Annotated in this window: 22 protein-coding genes; 14 read left to right on the top strand and 8 right to left on the bottom strand. The window is 42.2% G+C overall.

Features of this window, described 5'->3' with window-relative positions:
- Positions 1-122: 122 nt before the first annotated feature.
- Both TY16_RS04400 and TY16_RS04395 read right to left on the bottom strand, forming a co-directional pair.
- Complete coding sequence (locus TY16_RS04400) at positions 123-482, bottom strand: DUF2294 domain-containing protein (protein WP_043930553.1); 360 nt, start codon at positions 480-482, stop codon at positions 123-125.
- A 70-nt stretch (positions 483-552) separates the two neighbouring features.
- A complete protein-coding gene (locus tag TY16_RS04395) occupies positions 553-1815 on the bottom strand; it encodes an L-lactate MFS transporter (RefSeq protein ID WP_043930551.1) in 1263 nt (420 codons plus the stop codon).
- Positions 1816-2220: 405 nt separating this feature from the next.
- On the opposite strand from TY16_RS04395, the gene fdhD reads away from it, so the two are divergent.
- Both fdhD and phaZ read left to right on the top strand, forming a co-directional pair.
- Entirely contained in the window at positions 2221-3009 is a 789-nt protein-coding gene (fdhD, locus tag TY16_RS04390; protein ID WP_043930549.1) for a formate dehydrogenase accessory sulfurtransferase FdhD, read from the top strand.
- 670 nt (positions 3010-3679) lie between these two features.
- Positions 3680-4585: an intracellular short-chain-length polyhydroxyalkanoate depolymerase gene (gene phaZ, locus TY16_RS04385; protein WP_231505556.1), complete on the top strand. Its 906-nt coding sequence runs from the start codon at positions 3680-3682 to the stop codon at positions 4583-4585.
- Between the two features lie 129 nt (positions 4586-4714).
- Here the strand turns inward: phaZ and TY16_RS04380 are convergent, their stop codons facing one another.
- Together TY16_RS04380 and TY16_RS04375 are read right to left on the bottom strand one after the other, a co-directional pair.
- Positions 4715-5368 (bottom strand): carboxymuconolactone decarboxylase family protein, encoded by a 654-nt coding sequence (locus tag TY16_RS04380; protein WP_043930548.1) that lies wholly within the window; start codon positions 5366-5368, stop codon positions 4715-4717.
- A 218-nt stretch (positions 5369-5586) separates the two neighbouring features.
- The gene (locus TY16_RS04375) at positions 5587-6303 is read right to left on the bottom strand and encodes a 3-ketoacyl-ACP reductase (protein ID WP_043930547.1); all 717 of its coding nucleotides are present in this window, start codon (positions 6301-6303) and stop codon (positions 5587-5589) included.
- A gap of 437 nt (positions 6304-6740) precedes the next feature.
- Between TY16_RS04375 and TY16_RS04370 the strand changes: the two genes are divergently transcribed.
- The 7 genes from TY16_RS04370 to TY16_RS04340 all read left to right on the top strand — a co-directional run bounded on the left by TY16_RS04370 (position 6741) and on the right by TY16_RS04340 (position 16648).
- The gene (locus TY16_RS04370) at positions 6741-7976 is read left to right on the top strand and encodes an ABC transporter substrate-binding protein (RefSeq protein WP_043930546.1); all 1236 of its coding nucleotides are present in this window, start codon (positions 6741-6743) and stop codon (positions 7974-7976) included.
- Positions 7977-8088: 112 nt separating this feature from the next.
- The gene (locus tag TY16_RS04365) at positions 8089-9024 is read left to right on the top strand and encodes a carbohydrate ABC transporter permease (protein ID WP_043930545.1); all 936 of its coding nucleotides are present in this window, start codon (positions 8089-8091) and stop codon (positions 9022-9024) included.
- Entirely contained in the window at positions 9024-9845 is an 822-nt protein-coding gene (locus tag TY16_RS04360) for a carbohydrate ABC transporter permease (protein ID WP_043930544.1), read from the top strand. The genes TY16_RS04365 and TY16_RS04360 overlap by 1 nt, the downstream gene beginning before the upstream one ends.
- A gap of 16 nt (positions 9846-9861) precedes the next feature.
- A complete protein-coding gene (locus tag TY16_RS04355) occupies positions 9862-12924 on the top strand; it encodes a glycoside hydrolase family 2 TIM barrel-domain containing protein (protein WP_043930543.1) in 3063 nt (1020 codons plus the stop codon).
- A gap of 113 nt (positions 12925-13037) precedes the next feature.
- Positions 13038-14720, top strand: coding sequence for an amylo-alpha-1,6-glucosidase (locus TY16_RS04350; RefSeq protein ID WP_043930542.1), 1683 nt, complete (start codon positions 13038-13040; stop codon positions 14718-14720).
- Positions 14721-15602, top strand: coding sequence for a DMT family transporter (locus TY16_RS04345; protein ID WP_043930541.1), 882 nt, complete (start codon positions 14721-14723; stop codon positions 15600-15602).
- Between the two features lie 50 nt (positions 15603-15652).
- Positions 15653-16648 carry a LacI family DNA-binding transcriptional regulator gene (locus TY16_RS04340; protein WP_043930540.1) on the top strand — a complete coding sequence of 332 codons (996 nt, stop codon included), beginning with the start codon at positions 15653-15655 and terminating at the stop codon, positions 16646-16648.
- Between the two features lie 100 nt (positions 16649-16748).
- On the opposite strand, the gene TY16_RS04335 is transcribed toward TY16_RS04340, so the two are convergent.
- The 4 genes from TY16_RS04335 to TY16_RS04320 form a co-directional block, all read right to left on the bottom strand.
- Positions 16749-17360: a hypothetical protein gene (locus TY16_RS04335; protein ID WP_043930539.1), complete on the bottom strand. Its 612-nt coding sequence runs from the start codon at positions 17358-17360 to the stop codon at positions 16749-16751.
- 101 nt (positions 17361-17461) lie between these two features.
- Positions 17462-18454, bottom strand: coding sequence for an LLM class flavin-dependent oxidoreductase (locus TY16_RS04330; RefSeq protein ID WP_043930538.1), 993 nt, complete (start codon positions 18452-18454; stop codon positions 17462-17464).
- Between the two features lie 228 nt (positions 18455-18682).
- Positions 18683-20026, bottom strand: a complete 1344-nt coding sequence (locus TY16_RS04325; protein ID WP_043930537.1) for an RNA-guided endonuclease InsQ/TnpB family protein — start codon at positions 20024-20026, stop codon at positions 18683-18685.
- A gap of 226 nt (positions 20027-20252) precedes the next feature.
- Positions 20253-20609, bottom strand: a complete 357-nt coding sequence (locus TY16_RS04320; RefSeq protein WP_043930536.1) for a hypothetical protein — start codon at positions 20607-20609, stop codon at positions 20253-20255.
- A 178-nt stretch (positions 20610-20787) separates the two neighbouring features.
- On the opposite strand from TY16_RS04320, the gene TY16_RS04315 reads away from it, so the two are divergent.
- The 5 genes from TY16_RS04315 to TY16_RS04295 all read left to right on the top strand — a co-directional run bounded on the left by TY16_RS04315 (position 20788) and on the right by TY16_RS04295 (position 26848).
- Positions 20788-21225 (top strand): 2-oxoglutarate dehydrogenase E1, encoded by a 438-nt coding sequence (locus TY16_RS04315; RefSeq protein WP_331281053.1) that lies wholly within the window; start codon positions 20788-20790, stop codon positions 21223-21225.
- A 344-nt stretch (positions 21226-21569) separates the two neighbouring features.
- Complete coding sequence (locus TY16_RS04310; RefSeq protein WP_043930534.1) at positions 21570-22685, top strand: sugar ABC transporter substrate-binding protein; 1116 nt, start codon at positions 21570-21572, stop codon at positions 22683-22685.
- Positions 22686-22933: 248 nt separating this feature from the next.
- Entirely contained in the window at positions 22934-24454 is a 1521-nt protein-coding gene (locus tag TY16_RS04305) for a sugar ABC transporter ATP-binding protein (RefSeq protein ID WP_043930533.1), read from the top strand.
- Between the two features lie 14 nt (positions 24455-24468).
- Positions 24469-25644: a sugar ABC transporter permease gene (locus TY16_RS04300; RefSeq protein ID WP_043930532.1), complete on the top strand. Its 1176-nt coding sequence runs from the start codon at positions 24469-24471 to the stop codon at positions 25642-25644.
- Positions 25645-25873: 229 nt separating this feature from the next.
- Complete coding sequence (locus TY16_RS04295; protein ID WP_043934500.1) at positions 25874-26848, top strand: sugar ABC transporter substrate-binding protein; 975 nt, start codon at positions 25874-25876, stop codon at positions 26846-26848.
- The last annotated feature ends 1 nt before the right edge of the window (position 26849 follow it).

Raw genomic sequence — 26849 nt, 5'->3', positions numbered from 1 at the left:
ATGGCACTCCGCCCTTTTTCCTCTAAAAAGAAAAAACCACCGAAAACCTGGAATTCTAGTAAATTCTCAGGTGAACGGTGGTTAGTCTTTAGCAGGATCGCTGCCAAGCGCCATACCTTATTTTAGTTGCAATACTTTTTTTCAATGTCTTCGTCGAAAACAAAAATAGACATTCCAAAATCGCGGTCAATATCAATATCTACGAACAACTCAACGAATTTGCAACCGAGGAATTGTTCCATTTCTACCGGTGGATTTTTACGATACATGTCTTTTACCATTTCGGTTCTGGCTGCCCGCAATGCTTGTTTACCCTCATCGGCAGAAGCAATAAATTTTTCTACCGGTGAAAGGTTTCCTTCCATTTCACAAATGGCCCATTTTTTACAGAAAGTTGTCGTTATCTTGCTTGGCCCTTTCCCCATATGCTTTTTCCGAAAGGAACGGACCAAATTGCTAAACTCTGCTTCGTATTTATTCATAATTTCCCCCTGCTCTAGAGGCTTTCTAATTCTTGGTATTTTACCATACGAAGCCACTATAGAAAAGAAATTAAGAAGCGAGACTTCTTTGCTGTTCGTTTTTACTGCTAAGTTTTTTGATGTCGTAACGGATTAGGATGGATACAGCGAGAGCAACCACAAATAATACTGCAAAATAGGTAAGGCTTGCTGCATAGCTTTGTGTAGCGTCGTACATCCATGCTGCAAACATAGGGCCCGCCAAGCCTGCGGCCGCCCAAGCTGTAAGGATATAGCCATGGATTGCTCCTAGCTGTTTTGTTCCAAACAAATCACCGATATAGGCAGGAATGGAAGCGAATCCGCCGCCGTACATAGTGTAGACAATGGCTAGCATGACTTGGAAAAGGAATGCATTGGTTGTATGCGGTAACAAGGCAAATAATACAATTTGAGTTGCAAAGAAAATAGTGTACGTATTAGGCCTGCCAATATAATCGGAAATAGATGCCCAGCCGAGGCGGCCAAAACCGTTGAAAAGTCCCATGACTCCTACAAGTGCTGCTGCTCCGGCAGTTGTTAATCCAATGCTTTCTTGTGCAAGAGGCTTTGCAGCGGATAGAATCGCAATTCCGCATGTAACGTTTATGAAAAGCATCAGCCATAAATAATAGAAGCGGGTAGTTTTAACAGCTTCATTTGCCGTTAGTTGTGACAAATCCTGCTTAATTTTGGCTTTGCCGGATTGGACTTTTTCCTTGAATCCTTCAGGAAGCCAATCTGTAGGAGGCTTTTCTAAATAAAGGGAAGATAATGTCATGATTGCCAGGTAGGCAACTCCTAAAATAAAAAATGTATTTGCAGCGCCCACAGATTTTATCAATGAATCCATGATTGGACTGCTAATTGCAGCCGCGAAACCAAATCCCATGATAGCAAGTCCTGTTGCGAGGCCGCGCCTGTCAGGAAACCATTTTACCAGCGTGGATACTGGTGCAATATATCCAACCCCAAGACCAATACCACCAAGGACACCATATGTGATGTAAAGTAGCGGCAGTGATCCAAGCTTTACAGCTAGACCAGAACCTATGATTCCAGCACCGAAGAAGGCTGCAGAAAGCAATCCTGCTTTTCTCGGGCCGTGCTTTTCAACAAAGTGGCCAAGGAAAGCAGCGGACAGACCAAGGAACAGAATGGCGAGGCTGAATGTAAATTGCACTTGTTTTGCAGTCCAGCCAAACTGCTCCATTAAAGGATTTGTAAAGTTGCTCCATGCATAGACAGAGCCGATGGAAATATGGATTCCCACAGCCGATGTGGCAATTAGCCAGCGGTTTTTCGTTTTTCTCATAACGTTCCTCCTCGTTAAGATATTTCTGCACCGTAGAAATGTTTTTTATTATCCTGTTAGCCTGCTAAGCAATTGCAGCAAAAAAACCGCCAATCCATCGTGCATGCAAAAAATGGCATGCAGAAAAAGACTGACGGTTAGGTTCCAGCAGGATCGCTACTTTTAGACTAACAGTAATCGCTTTCAAATGTGCACGATTTTAATCGCAAACAGGATCGCTATTCCGAGTTAAAATGTGACATTTTTGTGAACTTTAAAAAAATTTTATCATTTCACAAACTCAAGTGCAACTCCTATTCTATTAATTTTTCACTATGTGCACGTTGTATATTTTTCTTGTGTAATCGATAAGAATGTGGTTAGATTTTAATTATTCAAAAATTCGTCAAGAATTTGGGTGATAAAATGCTTGAAAGTATGAGCCAAAAATATCAAATAACTAAATATGCCAATGGCCGATTCTGCAATGTTGAAGATGTAATTGTGAATGAATTCCCTTTGACTGTCTTCGTGAATGACGCTGAGTTTGCCACCATGGTTGTTACTCCTACCCACTTTGATGAAATGGTAATTGGTTTCCTTGCATCAGAAGGGGTCATACGTACCTACAGTGACATTCTTTCAATCAACATTGACGAAAATAAAGGCTATGCCTACGTAGATTTAAAAGTGAACTCAACAACAAACCAGCAGTATTATTCAAAGCGGTTTATTGGCTCTTGCTGCGGGAAAAGCCGTCAGTTTTATTTTCACAATGACGCCCGGACAGCGAGGACTTCCATGTCAAAAACAAAAATTAGTGCATCGCAGAGCATTTATCTTATGGATCAAATGCAAAACCGCTCAGTGGTTTTTCAGAAAACGGGAGGGGTTCATAATGCGGCACTGTGTTCACCGGATGAAATTATTGCTGTCCGTACCGATATTGGCAGACATAACGCGCTTGATAAATTATTTGGATATAGTATCTTGAACAACATTCCTGTACGTGACAAAATTATCGTTTTTAGTGGGAGAGTGTCTTCGGAAGTTCTCCTGAAAGCAGCAAAGATTGGTGTTGGCATTGTTTTATCCAAGTCGGCACCCACTGACCTGGCAATCAAACTTGCGAATGATTTGAATATCACAGCTGTTGGTTTTATTCGGAGTGAATCGTTCAATGTGTATTCCTGTCCCGAAAGAGTAATCGATTGAATTTTTGATAAAAAAGCCCTCAATGATTATGGCGTCAAATGCCCATTGAAGGCTTTTTTTGTGACTTTTTTTAATATGCTTGTAAAGAAATTGTTTGTGAATAATCACTGGAGAGTTGGGACCACTCGGAAATTCAATCGCATGTGCGTCTTCCCTTTTGGTTCTATCGGAGATACCTGTTCACATCAAGCAGGAGAAAGAGGTCGGGTGAGGCGAACAGTTAATGATAAAAAACGGAAAGGTATGTACACTATCTGTTCGGTGAAAATATTTAAGCAGCAATCATCAGATAGGAATACCTAAATGATTAAAGTTATACTGAGAAAACTTTTGGTCACCTCAATACTTCTTTGATCATGTGGTACCAAAGAGTCTCGCTTCTAGTGATTCGATGCTAAATTGTAATATAAAAAAGCCGTATAGATTACGAGGAAGCGAAGCAGGCAGACGTCTCCTTATCTTTCAATTTTACCCCGTCAGATTCTGATCATCCATATAGTTAAAAGATAGTAAGGGATTTAATAAAGGGATTAAGTATTAGGTGGAATTTCCCTTTTTTTTGCTTAAAGGCGGCAGTAGAAGAAGGGAATTCCAAATAAAAGCAGAAAGAATATACTAGAGATACCGCTATGCCTGAATACAGCCAACCATAAGGGAAAGGGTGTTTGTAGTGGGAAAAACGAAGGCTTTGTCAGTCGAGCTAAAAAAGGTTGATCTACCGAATGGGGAGACGCTTTCTTACCGGGAACGTGAAGGCGGAGAAAAGAATGTCTTGCTTGTTCATGGCAACATGACGTCTTCCAAGCATTGGGATTTGCTGATTGACCGTATGGATTCTGAGTTCAAAATCATTGCTGTAGACATGAGGGGTTTCGGGGAATCAACCTACCACAAAAAGGTCATGTCCATCAAAGACTTTTCAGATGATATTAAGTTGTTTGTTGATGCTCTCGCCCTAAAGGATTTTGCGATGATTGGCTGGTCGACCGGTGGAGCTGTCTGCATGCAGTTTACGGCTGATTATCCCGGATATTGCGACAAGTTAATCCTCCTTGAATCTGCTTCGACAAGGGGCTATCCATTCTTCGGAGTAACGCCCGAAGGCTTGCCGGACACGAGTAACCGCGTGACTACATACGAAGACGTTAAGGTGCATCCTACAACAGTTGCGATTCAGACAGCCTATGACCAGAACAACAGGGACTTCCTTAAAGCAACCTGGAATATGCTTATTTATACAAAGAATCAGCCGGATGCAGAGCTGTATGAGGAATATGTGGATGATATGCTGACCCAGCGGACGCTTGCTGAAGTCTATCATTCTCTTAATACCTTCAATATCAGCAGCAGGCATAATGGTCTGACAGAAGGGACGGACCAGGTTAAGAATATCAAAATTCCTGTCCTTGTGCTTTGGGGAGACAGGGATCTGGTTGTTAATAAACTTATGACAGAGGAAATTCTTGCGGACTTCGGCGGTCATGCCAAATACGTTGAGCTGACAGACTGCGGACATTCACCGCTTGTTGACGACCTTGAGCAGCTTAACGGGCATATTGAGGCATTCTTAAAATAAGATTAGGGACGGTTCTCGTTTGCCAAATGGGCAGAAGAGAACCGTCCTTCATTGTGTCGAATATCCAAAAGAGCAAGGAGGTAGGGTTGGAAAACTAACATCCCAAATCGAACAGCATAAAGCTGCTACCTATTCCCCATAGCTTTCAATTAAGTTGGCGATGTGTGCATATGCTCCGCCAGCCAGCAGTGCTGATGAAACGAGTACTGCTTCTGACAGCTCCTCGTTGCTGGCGCCTGCTTCGACAGCCTTTTTCGTATGGACATCAATACAATATGGGCATTGTGTAGCATGAGCGACTGCGACAGAGATAATTTCTTTAAATTTATTGCTGAGCTTTCCGTCCTTTGTTGAGGCAGCGCTGAAATTGGAGTAGCCCCTAAAGCCGACATGGGCATTCCTTCCGATAAAGCTTAGATTCTTTAGATTGCTTCTTGTGTACAGGTTATCCTCAGCTTCAGGGTCCTGGGCATTTTTGATGTGAGTACTATGGGTGACCGCACCTCCTGCTTCAATTCCAGCAGTCACAAATGCCGCCTCGACAAGCTCTTCGAGGGAAGCACCTTCTTGTTTTGCCTTTTTCGTATGTGAATCAATGCAGTAAGGGCACTGGGTAACATGAGCAATTGCCACTGCAACAATTTCTTTTTGTTTTTTGCTAAGGGCGCCGTCTTGAAAAACTGCCTCATTAAACTTCGAGAATGCTTCGGCTTGCTCGGGGGCTAGTTCTGCTATTCTGTTGAAATGGCGTGTATGCGATTTGTCGTAAAAGTTCGTTGACATTATAAAACCACCTCTTCGTAGTTTTTTAGTTTGGCCAACCGGCCGGTTCCCTTTAATTGTAGTTCTTATAATTTTTTGAAACAAAGAAATCGGCTTGCTGTTTAATGGGATAGGCCAATGTAAGGCCTATAATTAGTAAATGAAGGATGGTTCATGCTTGTTGATGCACAGGGACCATCCTTCTTTTTTAAGTTATGAAAGAAAAAATCACGAACTGGTTACGGATTCGTTGACCAAAGTCCCGCTGATTTCACAAATACTCTTGGATTCAGCTTCAGTCCGGCAACGAGATATTCTGCCAAATCTTCTGGATGCATCACTCGTTCAGGGTCACCGTTAATCAAATTTGTTTCTACCGCTAAGTCAGTGACGACGGTACTCGGTGTTAATGCCGTAACGCGGATGTTGTGCTTACGAACCTCAAGTGCCAAGGACTCAGTCAAGCCCAGTACCGCAAATTTAGATGCGCTATAGGCGCTAGTTACTGGTGCGCCTTTTTGTCCGGCGGTTGAAGAGATATTTACGATGTCTCCCGTTTTCCGTTCAACCATTTCGGGCAATACCGCTCTTGTGACATTGTATACACCCATCAGATTTACTTTGATGATGTTCTCCCATTCATCAGGATCCATTTCAAGGAAGCCTCCGAATTTCCCGACGCCGGCATTGTTGATAAGAATGTCAATCGGCCCAAGGTCGGCTTTGATATGCTCGACAGCATGTGTGACCGCCTCCGGGTCAGTGACATTGGCGGAAGCTGCTGAAACATTCACATCGAATTGATCGAGTTCGGTGCTGACTTTTTCAAGATTGGACATGTTCAATCCAATCAACCCTACATTAACACCTTCTTTTGCAAGTTCCATCGCAACCGCACGCCCAATACCTCTTCCTGCTCCAGTGATAATTGCATTCTTTCCTTTTAAAGAAATCATATGTATACCCCTCCTTATTTTCACAATAGTAATCATACCCTTGGAAAAGGTTTCTTACTCAGAATAAGCCTTCCGGAGGAAAAGTTCTTAGAATTTGCTTATTCACTGAAATGGAAGCAACACCTGTACTCCCTGTTTTAATAAATAGGTAGATGTCGGATTTAAAGAGTGTCTATAGTTTTACTGTTTATCTGATAATTTTAGTAAAAAGTCTAATTATTTAGGTTGTTCCGCTGTGAAAGGTGCCAAATTCAATATGGTTAAGGGGGTATTATTTCTAATAAAATCCATATTTGGATTAATTTTTAACCATTCTTTCGAAGAAGTTGTAAAATTCCAACTTACCTAAAAATATTTTAGTAAAATTAGTCGTGAAAGGGTTTACTTTTAGTAAAACATAATCTATTATTCTCTTATAAACAGCTAGGAGGGATATGATGAAGGTTTCAAAAATGCATTTATTTCTCGTTTTAACTTTAGTACTCTCTTTATTTTTATCAGCATGCAGTTCGTCTGGAGCAAATAGTAAACAAGATGAGGATGGTAAAGTAACGGTTCGCTTTGCTACATGGGATGTTGGAGACGATGTTAAACTCCAGCAAAAACTGATTGATCAATTCAATGCAGAAAACAAAGATATTAAAGTAGTTTTAGAAGCATACGGTGGGGATTATGATACGAAGATCACCGCAGGTATCGGAGCTAAGGATGCTCCGGATATCATGTATATGTGGAATTATCCTCAATATAAAGAAGCGCTCGAACCACTTGATTCATTTATTAAAGACCGTGGGGATGAATACAAGAATAATTTCTATGAAACACTATGGAACTACAACTCTGTAGGAGACGACATTTATGGTCTTCCGGTAGGCTACACAACTCATGTTGTTTATTACAATAAAGACCTGTTTGACCAGGCAGGCATTGAGTATCCTCAAGCTGGATGGACATGGGATGAATTTCAGGCAGCCGCTGAAAAGCTGACAGACAAAGGCAAGAAGACAACAGGATTTGCTTTCCCTGGCAAACCGGACCCATATGACTTTGAAATGTATCTATGGGGCAACGGCACTTCCTATGCTGATGAAAAAGGGAACTTGAAAGGGAATTTGAATTCTGCTAAGTCAGTCGAAACCTTTGAAATGTTCCAGGATATGCTTAAAAAAGATATAGCGATCACCTCTGAAGGATGGGGCGACACAGAAATGAAGTCAGGCAAGGTTGGTATGATTATCAACGGTGCCTGGTACCTTTCAGCTTTTGAAGAAGCTGGAATCAATTTTGGTGTTGTTGAAATCCCGTCGTTCGGTGACAAACCAAGTGCTAGTATCGTAAGTTCCTCGGGTATTGCGATGTCTAAGGATTCCAAGCATAAGGAAGAAGCGTTCAGGTTCATGGAATTCTGGACAGGCGAGCAGGCTAACAAAGAAAGGCTTTCTTTCGAATTGCCAGTCCTTAAGAGTGTAGTTGAATCAGAGAAACTTCAAGAAGACCCAATTAAAAAGGTATTCTACAACATGCTTGAACAAAGTGATGAGTATACACCAACTTCGTTTATCACAGAAGACTGGAGTCAATTGTCAGAGGACTTAGGTTTGGTCTTCGAACAAATCTTTAATCCTAGCACCCGAGTAGAACCTAAAGAAGCGCTTAATAGTCTAGTTAAGTAAAATCATTCACTTGGGGAATGAGGATGAGTCGTTAACAAAGCGATTTCTTCTCATTCTTCCTTTATAAAGAGCGGTTATTGTTTTTAAGGTCAAACCATTAAGAGGGAAAAATATGTTTACTAAAAAGGAAAAACAAAAAAAGTTCACATTAGTCCGTAAGAGAGTGCCATATTTATTTATTTTGCCATGGATTATAGGGTTTATTGTGTTCACGCTGGGGCCTTTAGCTTTTTCATTGGTAATGAGTTTATTTGATTGGCCGATTGCCGGTGAAGCAAAGTTTGTAGGAATGGGCAACTTTACTAAGATGTTTACGGATGACCCTCAGTTCTATGATTCTCTTATCATCACGTTTAAATTTGCCCTTATTTTTGTTCCGCTTAACCTTATCATCGCGCTCATTCTTGCTATGCTGATTACTCAGCCGGTTAAAGGTATCAAGGCGTTCAGAACCATCTTTTATCTGCCCGCAGTCGTATCAGGGGTTGCGGTATCGATAATCTGGGGATGGATGTTCAATACAGAGTACGGGGTCTTTAACTATCTCCTATCGTTCATTGGAATTGATGGGCCAAGCTGGTTGATCGATCCTAAATGGGCGATTGTAACAATCGTTATTGCCAGCGCCTGGGGCGTAGGAACTATGATGCTGATTTTCTATACCGATATTAAAAGTATACCGATTGAAATGTATGAAGCTGCTTCAATTGATGGAGCAGGACCAATTCGCCAATTTTTTAGTATTACGATTCCTACCATTACACCTACCATTCTCTTTAACCTGATTACTTCTGTCATTGCCGCACTCCAGCAGCTGACGCTTGTATTGCTTCTGACTGGCGGGGGCCCATTAAAATCCACTTATTTCTATGGATTATTCGTTTATAACAATGCATTTAAGCACCATGAACTCGGATATGCCAGCGCAAACGCATGGTTTATGTTTATCATTATCCTGCTCCTGACGCTGTTAATCTTTAAGTCTTCTTCGGCATGGGTATTCTATGAAGCTGAAGTAAAAAGAGAAAAAAAGGGAGGTAAAAAATAATGAAGCTTACAAAAAAGCATAAATTCGTAGTTTATACGATTCTTGTTATTTTCTCCCTTTACTTTTTATTTCCTTTTGTTTGGGCACTGATTACAGCACTGAAGTCAGAACCTGAGGTATTTACATACCCGCCAAAATTCATCCCTGATGTGCCGTTATTCAGCAACTTTATTGATGCCTGGAACAGCCAGCCGTTCGGGACCTACTTTAAAAACTCAATGATTGTAACTGTATTGACGACAATCGGCCAGTTGATTTCGTGTTCCCTGGTGGCGTACGGCTTTGCCAGATACGATTTTAAATATAAAAATATCCTTTTCGTTCTCTTATTATCAACGATGATGATTCCATGGGACGTTACAATGATTCCGCTTTATATGGAGTTCAACATGTTTGGCTGGATCAATACGCTGAAACCTCTTATCATTCCGGCATTCTTTGGATCAGCCTATAATATCTTCCTGCTTAGGCAGTTCCTAATGAACATACCGAAGGATCTAGAAAATGCAGCCCGTATTGACGGCGCGAATGAGTTTCAAATTTTTTATAAAATTTTCCTGCCAATCATGAGAGCACCTCTGACATTGATTGCTGTCTTGAATATTATCCTGGTTTGGAACGACTATCTTGGCCCATTAATTTATCTGCAGGACCAATCGAAGTATACGATGGCACTTGGGCTGGCATCATTCCAGGGTATCCATGAGCTTCAAATAATCCCGATAATGGCGATGACACTTGTTATGGTAATTCCGCCGGTAATCGTATTCGCATTTGCACAGAAATACATCGTTGAAGGAATTAGCGGTTCGATAAAGTAGTTTGGAGGTTTATGCAATGCAACGAGAAATGAAACGATGGGAAGATATCAGCTTGCTCGCTATGAACAGGCTGCCTGCCCATACAGACTTTTATCGATACAAAGAGTTGAATGAAGCCCTAGCTTTGAAAAAGGAAAAGAGCAAAGGCTACCAGAGCCTTGATGGGGAATGGAAATTCATTTATCTCCAAGCCCCGGAATATTCACCTCAGCATTTTGAGGCAGCCGACTTTGACATAGCTGGCATGGATTCTATTGAAGTACCTTCCTGCTGGCAGTTAAAGGGATATGGAAACATGCATTATACAGATGTTTTGTACCTGTTTCCGATCAACCCTCCATATGTGCCGCATGAAAACCCAACGGGGATTTACTTTAAAGATTTAGTTTTGGAGGAGGTCAAGGAAGACGAAAGCATCGTTCTTAAATTCAATGGTGTCGATTCTGCTTTCGACCTTTATGTAAATGGCCAGCATGCGGGGTTCAGCAAGGTCTCCAGGCTGCCATCGGAGTTTGATATTACTGATTTCGTCCATGAAGGAACGAACCGCTTGACTGTGAGAGTGTATCAATTTTCCGACGGGACATATTTGGAAGACCAGGATATGTGGTGGCTTTCCGGCATTTTTAGAAGTGTCGAGCTTTTCAGGCACCATAAAGATACGCTGAAGGATGTATGGATTGAAACCATTCCGGATGAGCAGTATCAATCATTCACTTTTACTATTAACGGTACCTTTTGGACAGAAGCGACCAGCAGTTTAAATGTGAAGCTTTTCCTAAAAGGTGAAGAGCAGCTCTCTTATTCCGTCAATGTTGAAGACGGAGCCTTCCAATCAAGCAGGGAAATTGCTGAACCATTGTTATGGAGCGCCGAAGACCCTAATCTTTATACTGCAGTCGTAGAATATGAGTTGCCTATTGGGAAAACAGAAGTTGTGCCAGTGAGATTCGGCTTCAGGTCGATTGAAATTAAAGACAATGAAATCAGGCTGAATGGGAAACGCATTTTCTTTAATGGAGTAAATCGTCATGACTTTAACCCTGTCATGGGCAGGACGGTCACGTATGACGATATGCTTCAAGATGTTATCCTTATGAAGCAGAACAACATTAATGCTGTCAGAACAGCTCACTATCCAAATCTCGATGCTTTTTATGACTTGTGTGATGAATATGGCCTTTATGTTATTGATGAAACAGATCTTGAATGTCACGGTTTTGAAAATACCGGCAATTATAATTGGATCAGCGACAACGAACGGTGGGAAAAGCAGTACGTAGACAGGGCAGTCCGGATGGTCCAAAGAGACCGGAACCATCCAAGCGTGATTATTTGGTCACTTGGCAATGAGTCAGGGGCAGGTCGTAATTTCACCGCTATGTACCAGGCTATCAAGGAAATTGATCCCTCCAGGCTCGTCCATTATGAAGGAGACAGAGTGGCAGCCTATAGCGATATGTACACGACTATGTACACTAGGTTGAAAGCTTTAGAGGAAATTGGTCAAGATGCTGAAGGGAAAAAGCCTCATATTTTATGCGAATATGGCCATGCCATGGGAAATGGACCTGGCGGATTGACCGAATATCAGGAAGTCATGAGGAAGTACCCAAGGCTGCAGGGCGGATTCATATGGGAATGGTATGACCATGGAATCCAGCAGATCGACGAAAATGGAAATGAATATTATCTTTATGGCGGAGATTATGGAGACTTCCCGACCAATGGGAACTTCTGTATTGATGGACTAGTATTCCCTGACCGGACTCCATCCCCTGGATTAATTGAATATAAGAAAGTAATCGAGCCAATTGTGACGGAAGCTGTACCAGGCAATCCGCTTCAGGTGAAAATTACAAACAGGTACGACTTCCGAAACCTGAAAGGAATCCAGCTTCGAATCGGAGTGGAATCGTTTGCGCAGTTAATAGAAGAAGTGGAAGTTCAACTTCCGGATATTCCGGCTGGTGAAACCATTGAGTATACTTTGCCAATCAACCTAGAAAAGGCTCAGGGACATGAAGATGTCTGGATTAGACTTAGCTACCATGAGCCGGAAGAGACAAGTTATGCGGAAAAGTGTCATCAAATCACGAATGAAAGCTTGCTGATTGAGGATACAAAGCGAATCAAGACAACTAAGGACCAATTGGTTCGTTCCGATTCTCAAATAAATGTTGAGGAAACCACAACACGGTTAACGGTGGAGAGCCCGCATTTCAATGCGGAATTTTCAAAGGTTGAAGGCGCCCTTCTTTCGTTTGTTCTCGAAGGGGAGGAAATCATTCAGTCTGGCCCTGAGCTTACGCTTTGGAGAGCATCGATTGACAATGACATGTATAAGCGTGATGCCTGGGTTAATAAATACTTCATTAAACATGCCAGGGAACAAATGGTTTCCATCAAACACCACGTTGGTGAAGGCTTGGTTGATGTGCAAATCAGAAAGTATCTATCCAGTATTAATCAAGGCTGGGGGTTTGACGTAACGTATTCGTACAGGATTACTTATGATGGAGTACTGAATATCCAGTTGGCAGGCGTGAAAGTGATCAGAGGCAAAGAAATTCCGGAGATGCTGCCGAGGATTGGAATCAATATGAAGCTTAATCAGGCATACAACGAAGTTACCTGGTACGGACGCGGCGATTCCGAGAGTTATCAGGACTCCAAGCGGAGCCAGCCTATTGGGTTATACACCAGTTCGGTTGAAGAAATGCATACTGACTATGTGTACCCTCAGGAGAATGGATCTAGATGCGATACCTCCTTCCTGGCGCTATCAAAGGGTGATCGCTCGATTCTTGTTAACTTTAATGAGCTTCGCGACTTCACTATCCATGATTACGAAACGGAAGCCCTAGAAGAGGCAAAGCACCGCGGAAAAATTAAAAAATCACCATATAACGTTTTGACTATCGACTACAGGCAGAGCGGCCTGGGCAGCAATAGCTGCGGCGAAGAACAGCTCCCTCCATACAGAGTCGGTGTCGAAGACTTTGAAATCGGCCTGGAAATCAGGGTAATCCAAAAGGGTAGCCTCGTAGAAGAAAGCAAATACTTTATAGCAAGATAAAGTACCATAATCCAATAAGCAGGGGAAACCCTGCTTATTGAGTTAAAAAGTAAGGAGGGGTCAGACCCCTACCCCCGGGGGGTAAGGGTCTGACCCCGGCTAGGAGAGATAGGATGAAACTAGATATTAAAGAAATTCCTTTTTCGAGATTTGGCTCCTATTTCTGTATTTCGGAGGAAAAGGATTCGAAGGATACTTATATAAGGGACGTTCACGGGGGCGATGATGCCCCGTCCCGTTTATTCAAGGTGGGTGTGCTAAAAGACGGGCTTGACCAGGATTTTGAAGTCCATGCCACGGAAGTCTCTATTCAATTTTTTATAAAAGGATCTGAAGAAGCAGTTGCCGAAATCATCCTTCCTAAGGAAGATGAACTCCATATTGAAGTAAGGGGTGCAGAATTAAGGCTGACTGCTGATAAAGGTAAATATGATTCGATGATGGAATTGCAAGAAGGGATGTATGAATATCATATTTACCCCAAGGAATTAAAGATAATGCTCGTTAATTTAAATGGGGTTATGGATATTCAGGCACCCTGGAATGTGATTGGAAATGAATACATTGATATTCGCTTAAGCAAGGGCCACTATGTTCTTGAAAGCTATCGGACTGTGTACAAAGAAAAAGAATATTTTTCGTTTCAAGAAGGGAAAGAAAAGGTCACTAAAATTTATCAGGCCTGGTTCCAATCGATGGCTCCTGTGAAATTAGAGAGCGAGTATCTCCCGTCGATTGAAAGAGCGGCGTATATTACTTGGTCAAGCGTCGTCCATCCGCATGGCCTGTTAAAAGATTATGCCATGTATATGTCCAAGCTTTGGATGTACAATATTTGGTCCTGGGACAATTGCTTCAATGCCCTGAATTTGGGCAAAGAACATCCTGAACTTGCCTACAGTCAGCTGAAAATTTTCATGGATACACAGGCTGAATCGGGTGCATATCCGGATTTTGTAAATGATAAGTTTATTTCCTACAATTGCATTAAGCCGCCTGTTTTTGCCTATGTGTATGAACAGCTGATGCAAAAAAATGACTACTTCAAGGAGGAGGGCCGGCTTAGGGAAGTCTATGAATCCACCAAAAAGGTATTAGCCTATTATGACAGCTACCGGACGTTTGATGGATGTCTTCCCCATTACAAACACGGAAATGATTCGGGTTGGGATAACGCTTCATTGTTCCACGCTGGCATGCCTGTAGAAGCTCCCGACCTGGCAAGCTTTCTCATCCGCACATATGATATAATGGCATCTTTTGCTAAGATTCTTGGTGAAAAAGAAGAATCAGCTTCCTTTAAGGATAGAGCAGAATCCATGTTCAGCCTGCTAATCGAGAGGTTGTACGATGAGAATGGCTTTTATGGCAGATTTGGAAAAGATGCTGAACCGATAGCAATCCGCTCCAGCTTAATTCTCAGGCTGCCGGTATTGATTGGCTACCGACTGGAAAAAGCCATTATGGACAAACTTGTAGCCGAGCTGGAGGAAAGCTTCGAAACAAAATTTGGCCTTGCAACTGAGAGTCCGTCAAGTCCTTATTATAAAGAAAACGGCTATTGGCTCGGGCCGATTTGGGCGCCAGTCACGTATTTATTTATTCATGCATTAAAGGTGAATGGATATAAGGATACGGCTGAAAGGCTGCGGAACAAGTTCCTTGATTTGACACTGCAAGGCGGAATGGCTGAAAACTTCGACCCATTCACAGGCAAAGGTTTGGTTGATACCTCGTTCACATGGACCTCGAGTGTCTTCCTTCAACTTTTACATGACAGGTTCGGGGAGGATTAAATGCGAAAGTATCTAGGTGAAATTTTTCTAACAATCACAGCCGTCATATGGGGCAGCGGGTTCGTGGCAAGTGCGATAGCCCTTGACCATTGGACACCGTATCAGATTTTGGCTGGCAGATTTGTGATAGGTGCAATTATCTTATGTGCGATATTTTTTCGGAAATTAAAAGGGATAAGCCGAAAGACGATTACCCAGGGTGTTATATTAGGAATTTTCCTTTATGGGGCATTTGCCCTCCAAACGGTAGGTCTTCAATTTACGACACCGTCTAAAAATGCATTTTTAACAGCCGTTAATGTCGTTATAGTCCCTTTTATCGCATTTATCTTTTATAAAAGAAAGGTAGACGCATTTGAATTAGTTGGTGCGATTATGGCGATGGTTGGGGTCGGGGTCCTTTCGCTTAAGGTAACTGGAGGAGTCAATATTGGCGATCTGCTGACCCTCGGATGTGCTGTCTTCTTTGCGCTTCAAATTTTTTATACGGCAAAGTATGTTAAGGATTCGGATCCAATCCTATTAACCTTAATGCAAATGATTGCAGCTGCAGCCATTGGCCTTATAGTAGTTATCTTCAAGGGTGACCCCGTCGGCCATATTGAGAGTGAAGGGATGCTATCGCTATTGTATCTAGGGGTGTTTTCAACAACTGTTGCCTACCTGCTCCAGACCGTGGCTCAAAAATGGATGTCAGAAACAACTGCTGCAATCATCCTTTCGACGGAATCCTTTTGGGGAATGGTCTTTTCGGTAGCGCTTTTGGGTGAGGTTATGACAATCAAAATGCTGATTGGCGCGATTTTAATTCTAAGCGCAATTATGATTTCAGAAACCAAGCCTGCTATTTTTAAAAGGAAAAAATTAAAGGAAATTAGTTGAATATGTAGAAAAGTGAAGATAAGAAATTAAATAGTAGTAGGAGATAACTAATGGCAACCATAAAAGATATAGCCAAGCTGGCGAATGTCTCAATAACAACAGTCTCCAGGGTCCTTAATTATGACGATACACTTAATGTGTCCCCGGAAACCAGAAAGAGAGTATTCGAGGCAGCCGAGAATTTATCATATGTGGTACAACCGAAAAAAAAGCAAAAGAGCAAGTGGAAGGTAGGCCTATACGATTCCTTCTCGCTCGAGGAAGAGCTGGTCGATACGTATTACTTATCGATCAGGGTAGCTCTCGAAAAGAAGCTAAAGGAAAAAGGAATTGATTTTTACCGGGTTGATAAGGAAGGAAATGGGGATGCCCCGAAAAGGCTTGATGGAATTTTAGCGCTTGGAACATTCAAACAAAAAGACATCGAGAAAATCAAAAGCTTTGATACACCGTGTGTTTTTGTTGATTCCAACCCAGATGAAGAGTATTTTGATTCGGTGAACATTGACTTTAAGTCAGCGACAAAAAGTGCCCTGAATTACTTGATTGGTTTGGGCCATGAACGAATCGGGTTTATTGGCGGAGTGGAAACTGATATGTACGGGAACCGATTCAAGGATTTGCGCCAGGATGTGTTTGAGACATATTTGAAAGAAAAACATATTTTTAACGAAGAGTTAGTGAAAATAGGCGGTTACGATCCAAAGGACGGATATATCCATTTAAGGGAAATGCTTAGTGGTGAAATTAAACCCACAGCTGTATTTGTAGCAAATGACACAATTGCCGTTGGCTGCTATAAAGCTGCTTATGAACTTGGTGTTAAAATCCCGGAACAGTTAAGCATTGTTGGATTCAATGACGTAGCCACTGCGAAATATATGATGCCTCCGTTGACAACCGTGAAGCTTTACACGGAAATTATGGGAGAAACCGCCGTTGATTTGCTGATTGACAGGCTAACAAGCAAGCGCGAAGTCAGCAAGAAGATTACGATCAATACAAAGCTCATCATCCGTGAAAGTGCGGCAGAGCCACCCAAATGAAACATTGGCAAATGCGGATTGCAACCTTGCTCGCCAAATAAGAAAGAGGCTCCATTAGGATGGAAGCCCCTTTTTTGTGGTTCATAAACTCCGCAGCATTTCACTTTCCGCGGAGTTTCCGTGTTAATGCCTTAAAGAAGGACTCTTTCATTGGTGCCGCTTTTTCCGAAATCTTCATCACAGTCCAGTGCCTGTCGTTTTGGATTTCCTCTCCTAAAAGGTCAATTCCAAAGTTCTTGCAAAACTCCTGCATGTCATCATAATCAAAGAAATGAGTTTCATTGTCTACACGTGCCAGTATTTCTTTTTCAAAAGGGAATGGAGAACCTTCCTGTTCAAACCCTTCTGTATCCTCTCCGCTATGAAGCTTTCGAATCAGTTCGCCGCCCTGATGGACACTGACCATATAGGTGTCTACAGTACTTTGGCCGATTGCCTGGATGACAGTAGAATTAAATTCAGCAGAAAGCAAGTTGGCTAGATCCAGCTGTGGTTCATAGGAGTCATGGAGAATTGAAATCCAGCCTTCTTTATGTTGACTAACAGCAAAATAGGTTGGAACTTCATTTTTGAAAAAATCAAAGACTGAATCCTGATCATTTTGGATAGTCGGTAATTCACCATGTGACTGGCTAAGCCAGTAACTCAGAAATTTTTTCACATCATTTGCTTTCGCCGTTTTTACATATAGTGCATAAATATTTATGGACATACAAACCTCCTAATTGGAATTGCGTATCTTTATTTTATAGGAAACCATTACGGCAAGGTGCTTTTTTCCAAAAAAAGCATCCACCGAAATGGATGCTCTTGTCATAGAAATGTTTCTGCCAATAACGTATAAGTTTTCATTTTAGCATCGTGGTCATGAACATTGTTAATAATCATGAACTCATTGGTTTGATAGATTTCACTGAGACGTAGTAGCTCATCCCTAACACTTTGAGGAGTACCGATAATCATCCGCTTTCTGTTCTTCCGTATTTTGTCTTTGTCTTCAGCTGTTAAGGACATTCTCCTCGCCTGTTCAGGGGAAGGAATTCTAGTATCCATGCCTCTTTCAACAGCCAGCAGCCATAAATCCTGGGTAATCGCCTGCTCTTCGGCCTCTTCCTGAGTTTGTGCGCACACGACAAAAATACAGACATTTGCTTTTGGCCTGGTGAGCAGGGGGGAGGGCTGAAAGGTATCAAAATAATGGTCCACAGCCTGTTTTCCGCCAGATGGGATGATGAAATGTCCGAATGTAAAAGCTGTGCCACTTTCTGCAGCGAGCCTGGCCCCTCTTTTGGTAACACCCAGCATCCATACATCCGGAATGGAGCTGGATTCCGGGAAGGCCTTCACATGATGAAATGCGTGACCTTCAGGAAGGCGATTTTGCAAAAAGCCCTGCAAATCCACGACCTGCCTCGGAAACTCGTTCATGCTTTTGCTCAATCCATCGGTCAATGCCAGCCTTGTTGCAGGAGCACCACCAGGAGAGCGTCCGATACCCAAATCAATTCGGTTTGGATACAGAGCTTCAAGAAGCTTGAAGTCTTCTGCAATTTTCAAGGGACTGTATTGTGGGAGCAGAACTCCACCCGAGCCGACGCGGATTTTATTCGTTTTTGAAGCAATATGTGAAATGAGAACCTGAGGAGACGACCCTGCGATTCCGTTGCTGTTATGGTGCTCGGCAACCCAAAACCTAGTATAGCCCAGCTCCTCCGTATGCTGGGCAAGCTTCACGGTGTTTTGCAATGCATCACTTGTCGATTCCCCTTGTCTGATAACGGATTGGTCCAGGACACTTAATCTCATTCTAAAATCCTCCACTGAAACACGTATTTATCTTAGATTCCCTAATGCGGGAGATATCTACCTTATTATAGTGAACTACCCACCACTTAATTTCTACAAAATTTGGAGTGGGGGCTTCCAAAGGCTTTCACCTTTTTCTTTTATTGCTAGGTCATCCACAAGACTATCGCCTCATGTCACTAGCCTTGAATTCGTGGCGTCCCTGCCACTACTGAAAATGGATACAACCTATATTGGCACTGGTACCCCAGCCATAGAACCTAAATCCGAAAGTATCTTGATTCCGTACTGTTTTAGATTTCTGGCCGCATTATAGTCTCTATCCATTTTTGTGTGACAATGCTCGCACACATATACTCTCTCTGATAGTTTCACTGTTTCCTTTTTTGAATAGCATTCACTACAAAGCTTAGTGGATGGGAAGAATTTATCTGCAAAGATAAGATGCTTTCCTTTTTTCTTCGCTTTATACTCCAACATGGTACGAAACATGCCAAACCCGTTGTCATGCAATTTCTTGCCCAGGGACAGGCATTGTGCCAAATTGCTCAAATCCAGGTCTTCCACCACGATAGCTCCATAATCATTGGTTATCTGATTACTTCTTTTGTGGAGAAAATCTTTTCGCTGATTTTTTGCCTTGGCCATGGTTTTTTGATAGTTCTTAAGCGTATTTTGATAAGTAGTTGAGTAAAGAATCCTGCCCTCAGAATCGACCAGGGCTTTATTCCAGTTCCTGGCCAATGACTTGTTCAACCGTCTCTGGCGCTTTTCAATGATCTTATGGTACCTTGGATACCCGGCTTTACGACCCTGGCTATCGACGTATAAATATGTTTGGCTATAATCCAGAGCCAGCACTTCATCATCCTTGATGTTACTCCGCAAAGGCTCTTGTTTCATTGGAAAATCCACAGACAACGATACCATATAGCGATCTCCTTCCCGTTTAATGGTCGCCTTCTTGATAATGGCTTCTTCAGGTAACTCACGATGCATGGCAATCGGGATTCCATTTCGAAACTTCGGGATACATAGTAGGGATTGGTGGTTACGTTGGACGATTTTAATATTTCCATTCGTTTGATTGGTGGAGTAGCTGAACTTTCCTTGCTTCTTGCTGTGGAATTTGGGGAGGCCTTTAATGTCTCGCAGAGTAGGAACATACCCAGTCGTTCGCATCTTTTTCCGGACCGCTTTTTTGTACTGCATCGGCTTTTTGGCGAATTCATCATTATATTTTTTCAACGCGGCCTGAAAACGGATTTTCGCATCATTGTAAACAAACGAATCGTTGGATTTATCGAGATAGTCATATTTCTGAGTGATGGTGGTGTAGTTAGGCGTTTTGTATTGAATATAGCCGCCTTGAAACCCGATTTTCTCCAAATGTTCGCAGAGTCCAGCTACATACTCATTGTATACTTTTCGTTCGCATCCGAAAGAGCGTTCTAATACTATTCTATCTTCTTCAGCCGGGAAAATTGCATAACGATACCCATACGTAACCCAATCGTCAGGCAACTCTTTTTTGGTACCTTTTATATAGTTTCCATTCTTGTCGGTAGCCATCTTTTCACCTCCCTTGTCCATGTTTGATCGAACATACTATATAAGAATATTTTACCAAAAAGAACGTATGTTTGTCTTGCTGTGGCATATATATATATTTAAGTGTTTTCCTTAGTTTCCCAAAACAGAAAACACACGCCATTCATCCCCCGCCTAAAATTTTTCGGATTTTTGAGGAAGGGGACTTCTGGCTAAAATTCGTTAAAAAAAGACCCTTAGAGGGCCTTTAAGAGATTTGGCTGACGATGAATTCCGCATTGGTCTGATATTCATCCTTACCCTGTACTTTATCAATCTTTTCAACAAACATGCCGAAGACCTTTTTCTTTTCCTCAAGGTCCTTGATTTCAAGTTTCAACTGGTTAAATCTTTCTTCAAAAGGCTTATGGTAAATCTCACGGATCGTACGGATAATTTCCTCATTCACCGTGGATTGACTTACCTGTTTGGTTATGCTGAACTTGTAACTGTATACTTGAAGCTCCTGCTTTACACTTTCATATTCCTTATCAATTTCCGCGAGCAATTCGAGGATTTCTTCTTTCCACTCATCCAGCGATTTTTTTAAGTATGATGATTCCATGCCCCGTCCCTCCACTTATGTATAAAACGTTTCTTCCATCTTATCATGCATAAATTACAGTCCCTTTTCTAACAAGTTACAAATTAGGCTTGTATATTAAATAGGTGTAACAAGAGGCGACTGATATATTTCATGGCGTCGGGAAAACTAATCTATATTATTTCACAAGGAGAGCATGATGATGAAAATTATATCCATGATTCAGCCATGGGCAAGTTTGTTTGTACTTGGGGAGTCCCAGTTCGAAACCAGGACGTGGAGGACCAATTATCGCGGCAAACTTGCAATTCATTCTAGCAAGAGGCCTGATAAAAAGGCGTGCAATGCTGGTCCTGTCCAGAAATTGCTTAAATTCCATGGCCTTTCAGCGGAAACACTGCCAACTGGCATGATTATTGGTGTTTGTGAGCTAAAAAATTGTATAAGGGTTATCGAAAATACAGGTACGATGGCTGTCCTGGAGGATGGACGGATTATTTCAGGCAAGGAATTATGGCTTGGGGACTATCGGGTTGGCTGCTTCGCCTGGGAAGTTGAAGGAATGCGGGCACTGGATGAGTTTATTCCTGCCAAGGGGCAGCTTGGCTTGTGGGAGTATGATGGAAACGTTTTGTGAACGAGTTATTTATTCTAGGAATATGTACTATACTAGGATTGTCCTAATTATCCTGAGAAATGTCCTGATTAATAAAATTTGTCCTAATCGGTTGCAGTTCTACTAACCCTAAATTTGAGTTAAATAAAAAAGCCCCTCCTTTTGATACCCTACTCACCTTTATTACGTAGTCCCCCATCAATAAAGGTTCTTGCAAACAATTCCTGTAGAGAAGTAAAACACATTTATGTAAAAGGATAAAAAAGTATAGAAGATATTAAAAGTTTACTATTGGTAACGCTTTCATACGGCATGCTTCTAAAAGATAATTAATTTGTAAGATTACTTTTTTGGGAGGAAATAGAATGAAGAAAAGCAGGAAATTAATTTCCCTTTTGATTGCCGTGATGATGGTAATGGTATTTGCATCAGCTTGCAGCCAGGGAACTAGCGGCGGCAGCAAAGATATAAGTGTTGGTATCGTATTGCCAACTAAAGATGAGCCAAGATGGGTTCAGGACGAACAGCGTTTTAAAGATGCGTTGAAAGGTACCAAGTATACAACTGAAATTCTATTTAGCCAAGGTTCTTCCGCTAAAGAAAAAGAAAACGTTGAAACATTGCTTAACAAGGGAATCGATGTCCTAATTATTTGTCCTCACGATGGTGCTGCTGCAGCTGCTGCAGTTGAAGCTGCCAAGAAAGATGGCGTTACAGTCATTGCTTATGACCGCCTTATAACTGATACAGATGCAGTGGATTATTATGTTACATTTGATAGCCTTGCAGTTGGTGCAGCACAGGGACAATACCTGATTGATAATGCAAAAGGTAAAGACGTACCATTGTATCTTTACGCAGGTGCGGCTTCTGACAACAACGCATTTCTTTTCTTCCAAGGCGCATGGAGTGTTCTTCAGCCAAAGATTGCTGATGGCACATTCAAAATCGCTAACTCCAGTGAAGCTGAAGCTTTGAAGGATAAAGCTGAACTTTCGCGTGATGAGCTTAGCAAGGTCATTGGTCAGGTAACAACGAACTGGGATGCTAACGAGGCAAAAAATAAAGCGCAAACACACTTGACAGCAGCTGCCGCTGATGCAAAAGGTGATGTATCAATCCTTGCTCCAAACGATGGAACAGCACGCTCCATTGCAGACGTTTTTGCAACTGACAGTGCTGTAAAAAGCTACACAGTAACTGGCCAGGATGCTGAAAAAGCTTCAATTCAATACATTATTGATGGCAAACAATCGATGACAGTATTCAAGGATGTCCGTACTCTTGTTAAAGATGCAATGGGCATGGCCATCAATATCCTTGACGATAAGAAACCTGAAACAACAGGCTCGTATGACAACGGCGAAATCGAGGTAAAAGCAAAGCAAACAAATGTTATCGTCGTTAACAAAGAAAATGTTAAAAAAGAACTGATTGATTCTGAGTATTACAAAGCAGATGAATTTACAGGCCTTGAGTAGAAAAGTGGTAGCGCCTGTTTAGCGGCGTATGGCCTGGAGGGCTCCTGAACGAGATAAAAAAAAACACGAAGAGGCCTTAAGCCGTTTCGATGTTGACTTATCGTAAGGAGAGGGCCTGAAGGACACTAGCCGCTGGGCGCTGCAGCTGGACAAATTAAGAAAATAGCATAAAGATGACGCGGAATGGTGATAGACTCGTCTATCACTATTTCGGGTTACACTTGTTTGGCTAAGGGAGGGTTCGAGAGTTGAGCGACTATATTTTGGAGATGAAGACTATTTCCAAGGAATTCACAGGAGTCAAGGCGCTCTCAAATGTTAACTTCAAGGTGGAGAAGGGCGAGATACACTGTCTGATCGGTGAAAACGGAGCCGGCAAATCTACCCTGATGAAAGTACTGAGCGGAGTTTATCCTTTCGGTACGTATGAAGGGGATATTGTATTCGAGGGCAGCGTGCAGAAATTCAATAAAATCAATGACAGTGTAAAAGCGGGCATCGTCATCATATACCAGGAGCTGGCTTTGTTCCCGGACCTTACTGTGTACGAGAACATTTTTGTTGGCAATGAAATTAGACGTGGTGGTGTCGTAGACTGGAATCAGACAATTGCCCAGTCCAAGAACATGCTGGAAAAGGTTAAGCTCGATGTGAATCCGGAAACACTTGTAAAGGATTTAAGCGTGGGCAAACAGCAATTGGTCGAAATTGCAAAAGCCTTAAGCAAAGACGTTAAGCTTCTTATTCTTGATGAGCCTACTGCAGCACTTAATGAAGATGACAGTGAAAATCTGTTAAAGCTATTGGGTGAGCTAAAACAGCAGGGGATTACTTGTATCATGATTTCTCACAAGCTGAAAGAGGTTATCGCAATCGCGGATAAGGCAACGGTGCTGCGTGATGGCCAAACCATCTGCACATTGGATAAAGCAAAGGGCGAAGTTCAGGAAAACGTCATTATCAAGAACATGGTCGGCCGGGAAATCGAGGATATTTATCCTAAGCGGCCAACTAAAACATTCGGCGAAAAGGTTCTTGAACTGCGCAATTGGTCTGCTTATGATACCCAGTTGGCCCGCCAGGTTGTCAAAAATGTTGATTTTCATGTAAATAAAGGTGAAATTGTCGGGATTGCCGGATTAATGGGATCGGGCAGAACCGAACTTGCGTTGAGTGTCTTTGGTAATCCGAAATCCTATAAATTGCAGGGCGAGCTGTTTGTGGATGGCAAGACTAGAAACCTGAAACATACAAGTGATGCTATAAGAGCTGGAATTGCCTACGTAACGGAAGATCGAAAGGGTAACGGTTTATTTTTGATACAGGATATTAAAAACAATGTATCCGCCGCAAATCTGAAAAGCGTGGCCGCAAATGGAGTTATTAATGATAACGAAGAAATTAAGAAGGTAAGAGAATATAAGGAATCGATGTATATTAAGGCTCCGTCGATTGAGCAGCTCGTAGGTAATTTGAGCGGTGGCAATCAGCAGAAGGTATCACTGGGCAAATGGCTATTTGTAGGGCCGAAGTTGTTAATACTCGATGAGCCGACACGCGGCATTGATGTTGGTGCAAAATTTGAAATATATACAATTATGAACAAATTGATTAATGAAGGTATGAGTATAATCATGATTTCCTCGGAACTCGGTGAGGTGCTGGGCATGAGCGATCGTGTGTATGTTATGGCTGAGGGCGCGATTAAAGGTGAGTTGTCGATAGAAGAGGCAAATCAAGAAAATATCATGCAGCTTGCTACGCAATAGGAGGGTTTAGGTAGATGGGTTTTGTAAATGAAGCAAAAACACTGTTCAAAGAAAATATCCGTGACTATGGTATGTATATTGCCCTGTTTGTCATTATGCTCACCTTCACCATCATGACTGACGGACTGTTCATATCTTCACGTAACATTAGTAATCTATTGGATTCAGCTGGTTATATTGCTGTCTTGGCAGTCGGTATGACTCTGGTTATCGTTATTCGGCATATTGATTTGTCGGTAGGTTTTGCCGCAGGATTCATGGGTGCGATTGCGGCGATTCTCCTTACAAGATATGGAGTGCCTGTTTTTGTGACAATCCCGATTATCCTTGTCCTGGGCGTTCTTATCGGTCTTTTCAACGGTACACTGGTTGCAAAGTTTGGGATTCCTTCCTTTGTTGCGACCCTAGCAGGGTGGCTGATTTTCCGGGGTGCTCTACTGCGGGTAACAGAAGGTTCGGGAACAATTATCATTAAAAATGATGCGTTCAATGCAATTGGAAATGGCTACATTCCTTCCATCGCCCAGGTAAATGGACTTCATTTGCTCACCTTGCTTTTGGGCCTTGTTGCAATTCTTTTGTATATTTACAGCGAATTCTCCACACGGAGGAATAAACTGAAGTACCAATTTGAGGTCACTTCCAATAGTATCTTTACGTTTAAACTCGTATTCGTTTCAGCAATCATTGCTTATATAACCTGGATACTGGCTGGCTATAATGGATTTTCGTGGACAGTAATCATTATGCTTCTAGTTGTGGTCGTTTATCATTTCCTGGCAACCAAAACAGTCCTCGGAAGGCATGTTTACGCAGTCGGCAGCAATCCGGAAGCAGCTCATCTGAGCGGAATTAATGTCAATAAGATTATCTATATAGTTTTTGGTTCAATGGGAATGCTCGCTGCACTTTCAGGGATTTTGTTCACTTCCCGCCTTCAGTCAGCTACAACGACAGCGGGTACACTGTTTGAGCTTGATGCGGTTGCAGCAGCCTATGTTGGCGGGGTTTCCTCTGCAGGTGGTGTTGGTAAGGTAACCGGAGCCATTATTGGTGCGATTGTTATGGCTTCACTGTCTAGCGGAATGAACCTGCTAGGTGTTGGCGTTTCAATGCAGTATATGATTCGAGGTGGTGTATTGGCCGGAGCAGTCATATTTGATGTCATGACCCGGAAAAAGAGAGGATAATAGTTTAGGCGAGGGGGGCTGACTTGGTCCCTCTATTTGCTATTTTATCCTTTTCCTCTACTTGTCTGGAGCTGCAATTGTACACAGTCCAAACTATGGCAAAAGAGTTACAGAAAACTGCCAGTCTATGTCCCAACCGTTCCTGCTATCCTTAAAACATATTGAACAAATGCTAATAGGTGTTATCATGAAAACAGGCGGATTCTTCTATGGAAAAGGAGATAGTTTCTTGCAAAAAACGGTTATAGTTCTGCTCAGTATTATAGGTATCACACTGTTTTACTTTACAGCATTGTCAGCGGAAAAAGTACTGCAACCAGATTGGCAGCTGCCAAATAACTCTCAGGCAAACCAAGAAAAAATTCGGCTTGTTCTAATTACACAAGAGCTGGAGACGCCCTTCTGGGAAGAGGTAGGAAGCGGCGCGCTTGAACAGGCTCAAGAAGAAGGGGCACGCCTTGAAGTTTGGGGAAGCTATGGAAACAATAAAGAGGACTTTTTAAAGGAAGTTGAAATTGCGATCCATTCAAAGGTGGATGGCATTATCGTGCAGGGGCTTGATACAGAGGAGTTTAAAGAATTAACAAAATTCAAGGCTGCATTTTATGGGATACCGATTATCACTGTTGCAAATGATGTTCAGGCGGATCAAAGCTTAAGAAGGACCTATGTCGGCTCCAATCAGTATTTATCCGGGAAAATGATTGCGAATCAACTTCTCGAAGACATGGGGCCAACAGGCAAAGTAGCGCTTATCGGTGACTTGCAGCAGGATTATTATCAGAAACAACGCCTGCAAGGCATACTGGACGTTTTTAAGAACAATCCAGGCATGTCTATCATCAGAGCTGAAACCACGGATACGAAGGATCAGGTTATTGCAACTACGCAGGAATTATTGAATAACTCGCCAAATGTGGACGGATTCATAGCTGTTGATGCCGATATGGCCGGGGCGATGATTCAGGAAATTGAAAGGCGGGCAATGGTCGAACCTTATTATATATACACATTTGATGACGGTCCTGAAACGATGCGGCTGCTTAGTGAACGCAAGCTTGATGCAGTAATAAAGCAATCACCCGAATCGATGGGGAAAGTAAGTGTTAGCTTGATCATGAAATGGCTGCGGGGAGAGACAGTACCGCTTAATATGGATGGTTATCATACCGATATTACAGTTTTAAAGGCGATGGATTTTTGAA

Origin of the sequence: Bacillus sp. EB01 (assembly GCF_000613125.1) — a bacterium.
Lineage (GTDB): Bacteria > Bacillota > Bacilli > Bacillales > Cytobacillaceae > Bacillus_D.
The sequence above is the reverse complement of the archived record's forward strand: the minus strand, read 5'-3'. Positions and strand labels throughout refer to the sequence as shown.

What these genes read in the sequence shown, in the direction of transcription:
- TY16_RS04335 (WP_043930539.1), bottom strand. Translation starts at nt 17,360, where the DNA reads ATGTCCATAAATATTTATGCACTATATGTAAAAACGGCGAAAGCAAAT.
- TY16_RS04315 (WP_331281053.1), top strand. Translation starts at nt 20,788, where the DNA reads ATGATGAAAATTATATCCATGATTCAGCCATGGGCAAGTTTGTTTGTA.
- TY16_RS04300 (WP_043930532.1), top strand. Translation starts at nt 24,469, where the DNA reads ATGGGTTTTGTAAATGAAGCAAAAACACTGTTCAAAGAAAATATCCGT.
- TY16_RS04395 (WP_043930551.1), bottom strand. Translation starts at nt 1,815, where the DNA reads ATGAGAAAAACGAAAAACCGCTGGCTAATTGCCACATCGGCTGTGGGA.
- TY16_RS04345 (WP_043930541.1), top strand. Translation starts at nt 14,721, where the DNA reads ATGCGAAAGTATCTAGGTGAAATTTTTCTAACAATCACAGCCGTCATA.
- TY16_RS04365 (WP_043930545.1), top strand. Translation starts at nt 8,089, where the DNA reads ATGTTTACTAAAAAGGAAAAACAAAAAAAGTTCACATTAGTCCGTAAG.
- TY16_RS04370 (WP_043930546.1), top strand. Translation starts at nt 6,741, where the DNA reads ATGAAGGTTTCAAAAATGCATTTATTTCTCGTTTTAACTTTAGTACTC.
- fdhD (WP_043930549.1), top strand. Translation starts at nt 2,221, where the DNA reads ATGCTTGAAAGTATGAGCCAAAAATATCAAATAACTAAATATGCCAAT.
- TY16_RS04380 (WP_043930548.1), bottom strand. Translation starts at nt 5,368, where the DNA reads ATGTCAACGAACTTTTACGACAAATCGCATACACGCCATTTCAACAGA.
- TY16_RS04320 (WP_043930536.1), bottom strand. Translation starts at nt 20,609, where the DNA reads ATGGAATCATCATACTTAAAAAAATCGCTGGATGAGTGGAAAGAAGAA.
- TY16_RS04310 (WP_043930534.1), top strand. Translation starts at nt 21,570, where the DNA reads ATGAAGAAAAGCAGGAAATTAATTTCCCTTTTGATTGCCGTGATGATG.
- TY16_RS04340 (WP_043930540.1), top strand. Translation starts at nt 15,653, where the DNA reads ATGGCAACCATAAAAGATATAGCCAAGCTGGCGAATGTCTCAATAACA.
- TY16_RS04400 (WP_043930553.1), bottom strand. Translation starts at nt 482, where the DNA reads ATGAATAAATACGAAGCAGAGTTTAGCAATTTGGTCCGTTCCTTTCGG.
- TY16_RS04350 (WP_043930542.1), top strand. Translation starts at nt 13,038, where the DNA reads ATGAAACTAGATATTAAAGAAATTCCTTTTTCGAGATTTGGCTCCTAT.
- TY16_RS04375 (WP_043930547.1), bottom strand. Translation starts at nt 6,303, where the DNA reads ATGATTTCTTTAAAAGGAAAGAATGCAATTATCACTGGAGCAGGAAGA.
- TY16_RS04355 (WP_043930543.1), top strand. Translation starts at nt 9,862, where the DNA reads ATGCAACGAGAAATGAAACGATGGGAAGATATCAGCTTGCTCGCTATG.
- TY16_RS04330 (WP_043930538.1), bottom strand. Translation starts at nt 18,454, where the DNA reads ATGAGATTAAGTGTCCTGGACCAATCCGTTATCAGACAAGGGGAATCG.
- TY16_RS04325 (WP_043930537.1), bottom strand. Translation starts at nt 20,026, where the DNA reads ATGGCTACCGACAAGAATGGAAACTATATAAAAGGTACCAAAAAAGAG.
- TY16_RS04360 (WP_043930544.1), top strand. Translation starts at nt 9,024, where the DNA reads ATGAAGCTTACAAAAAAGCATAAATTCGTAGTTTATACGATTCTTGTT.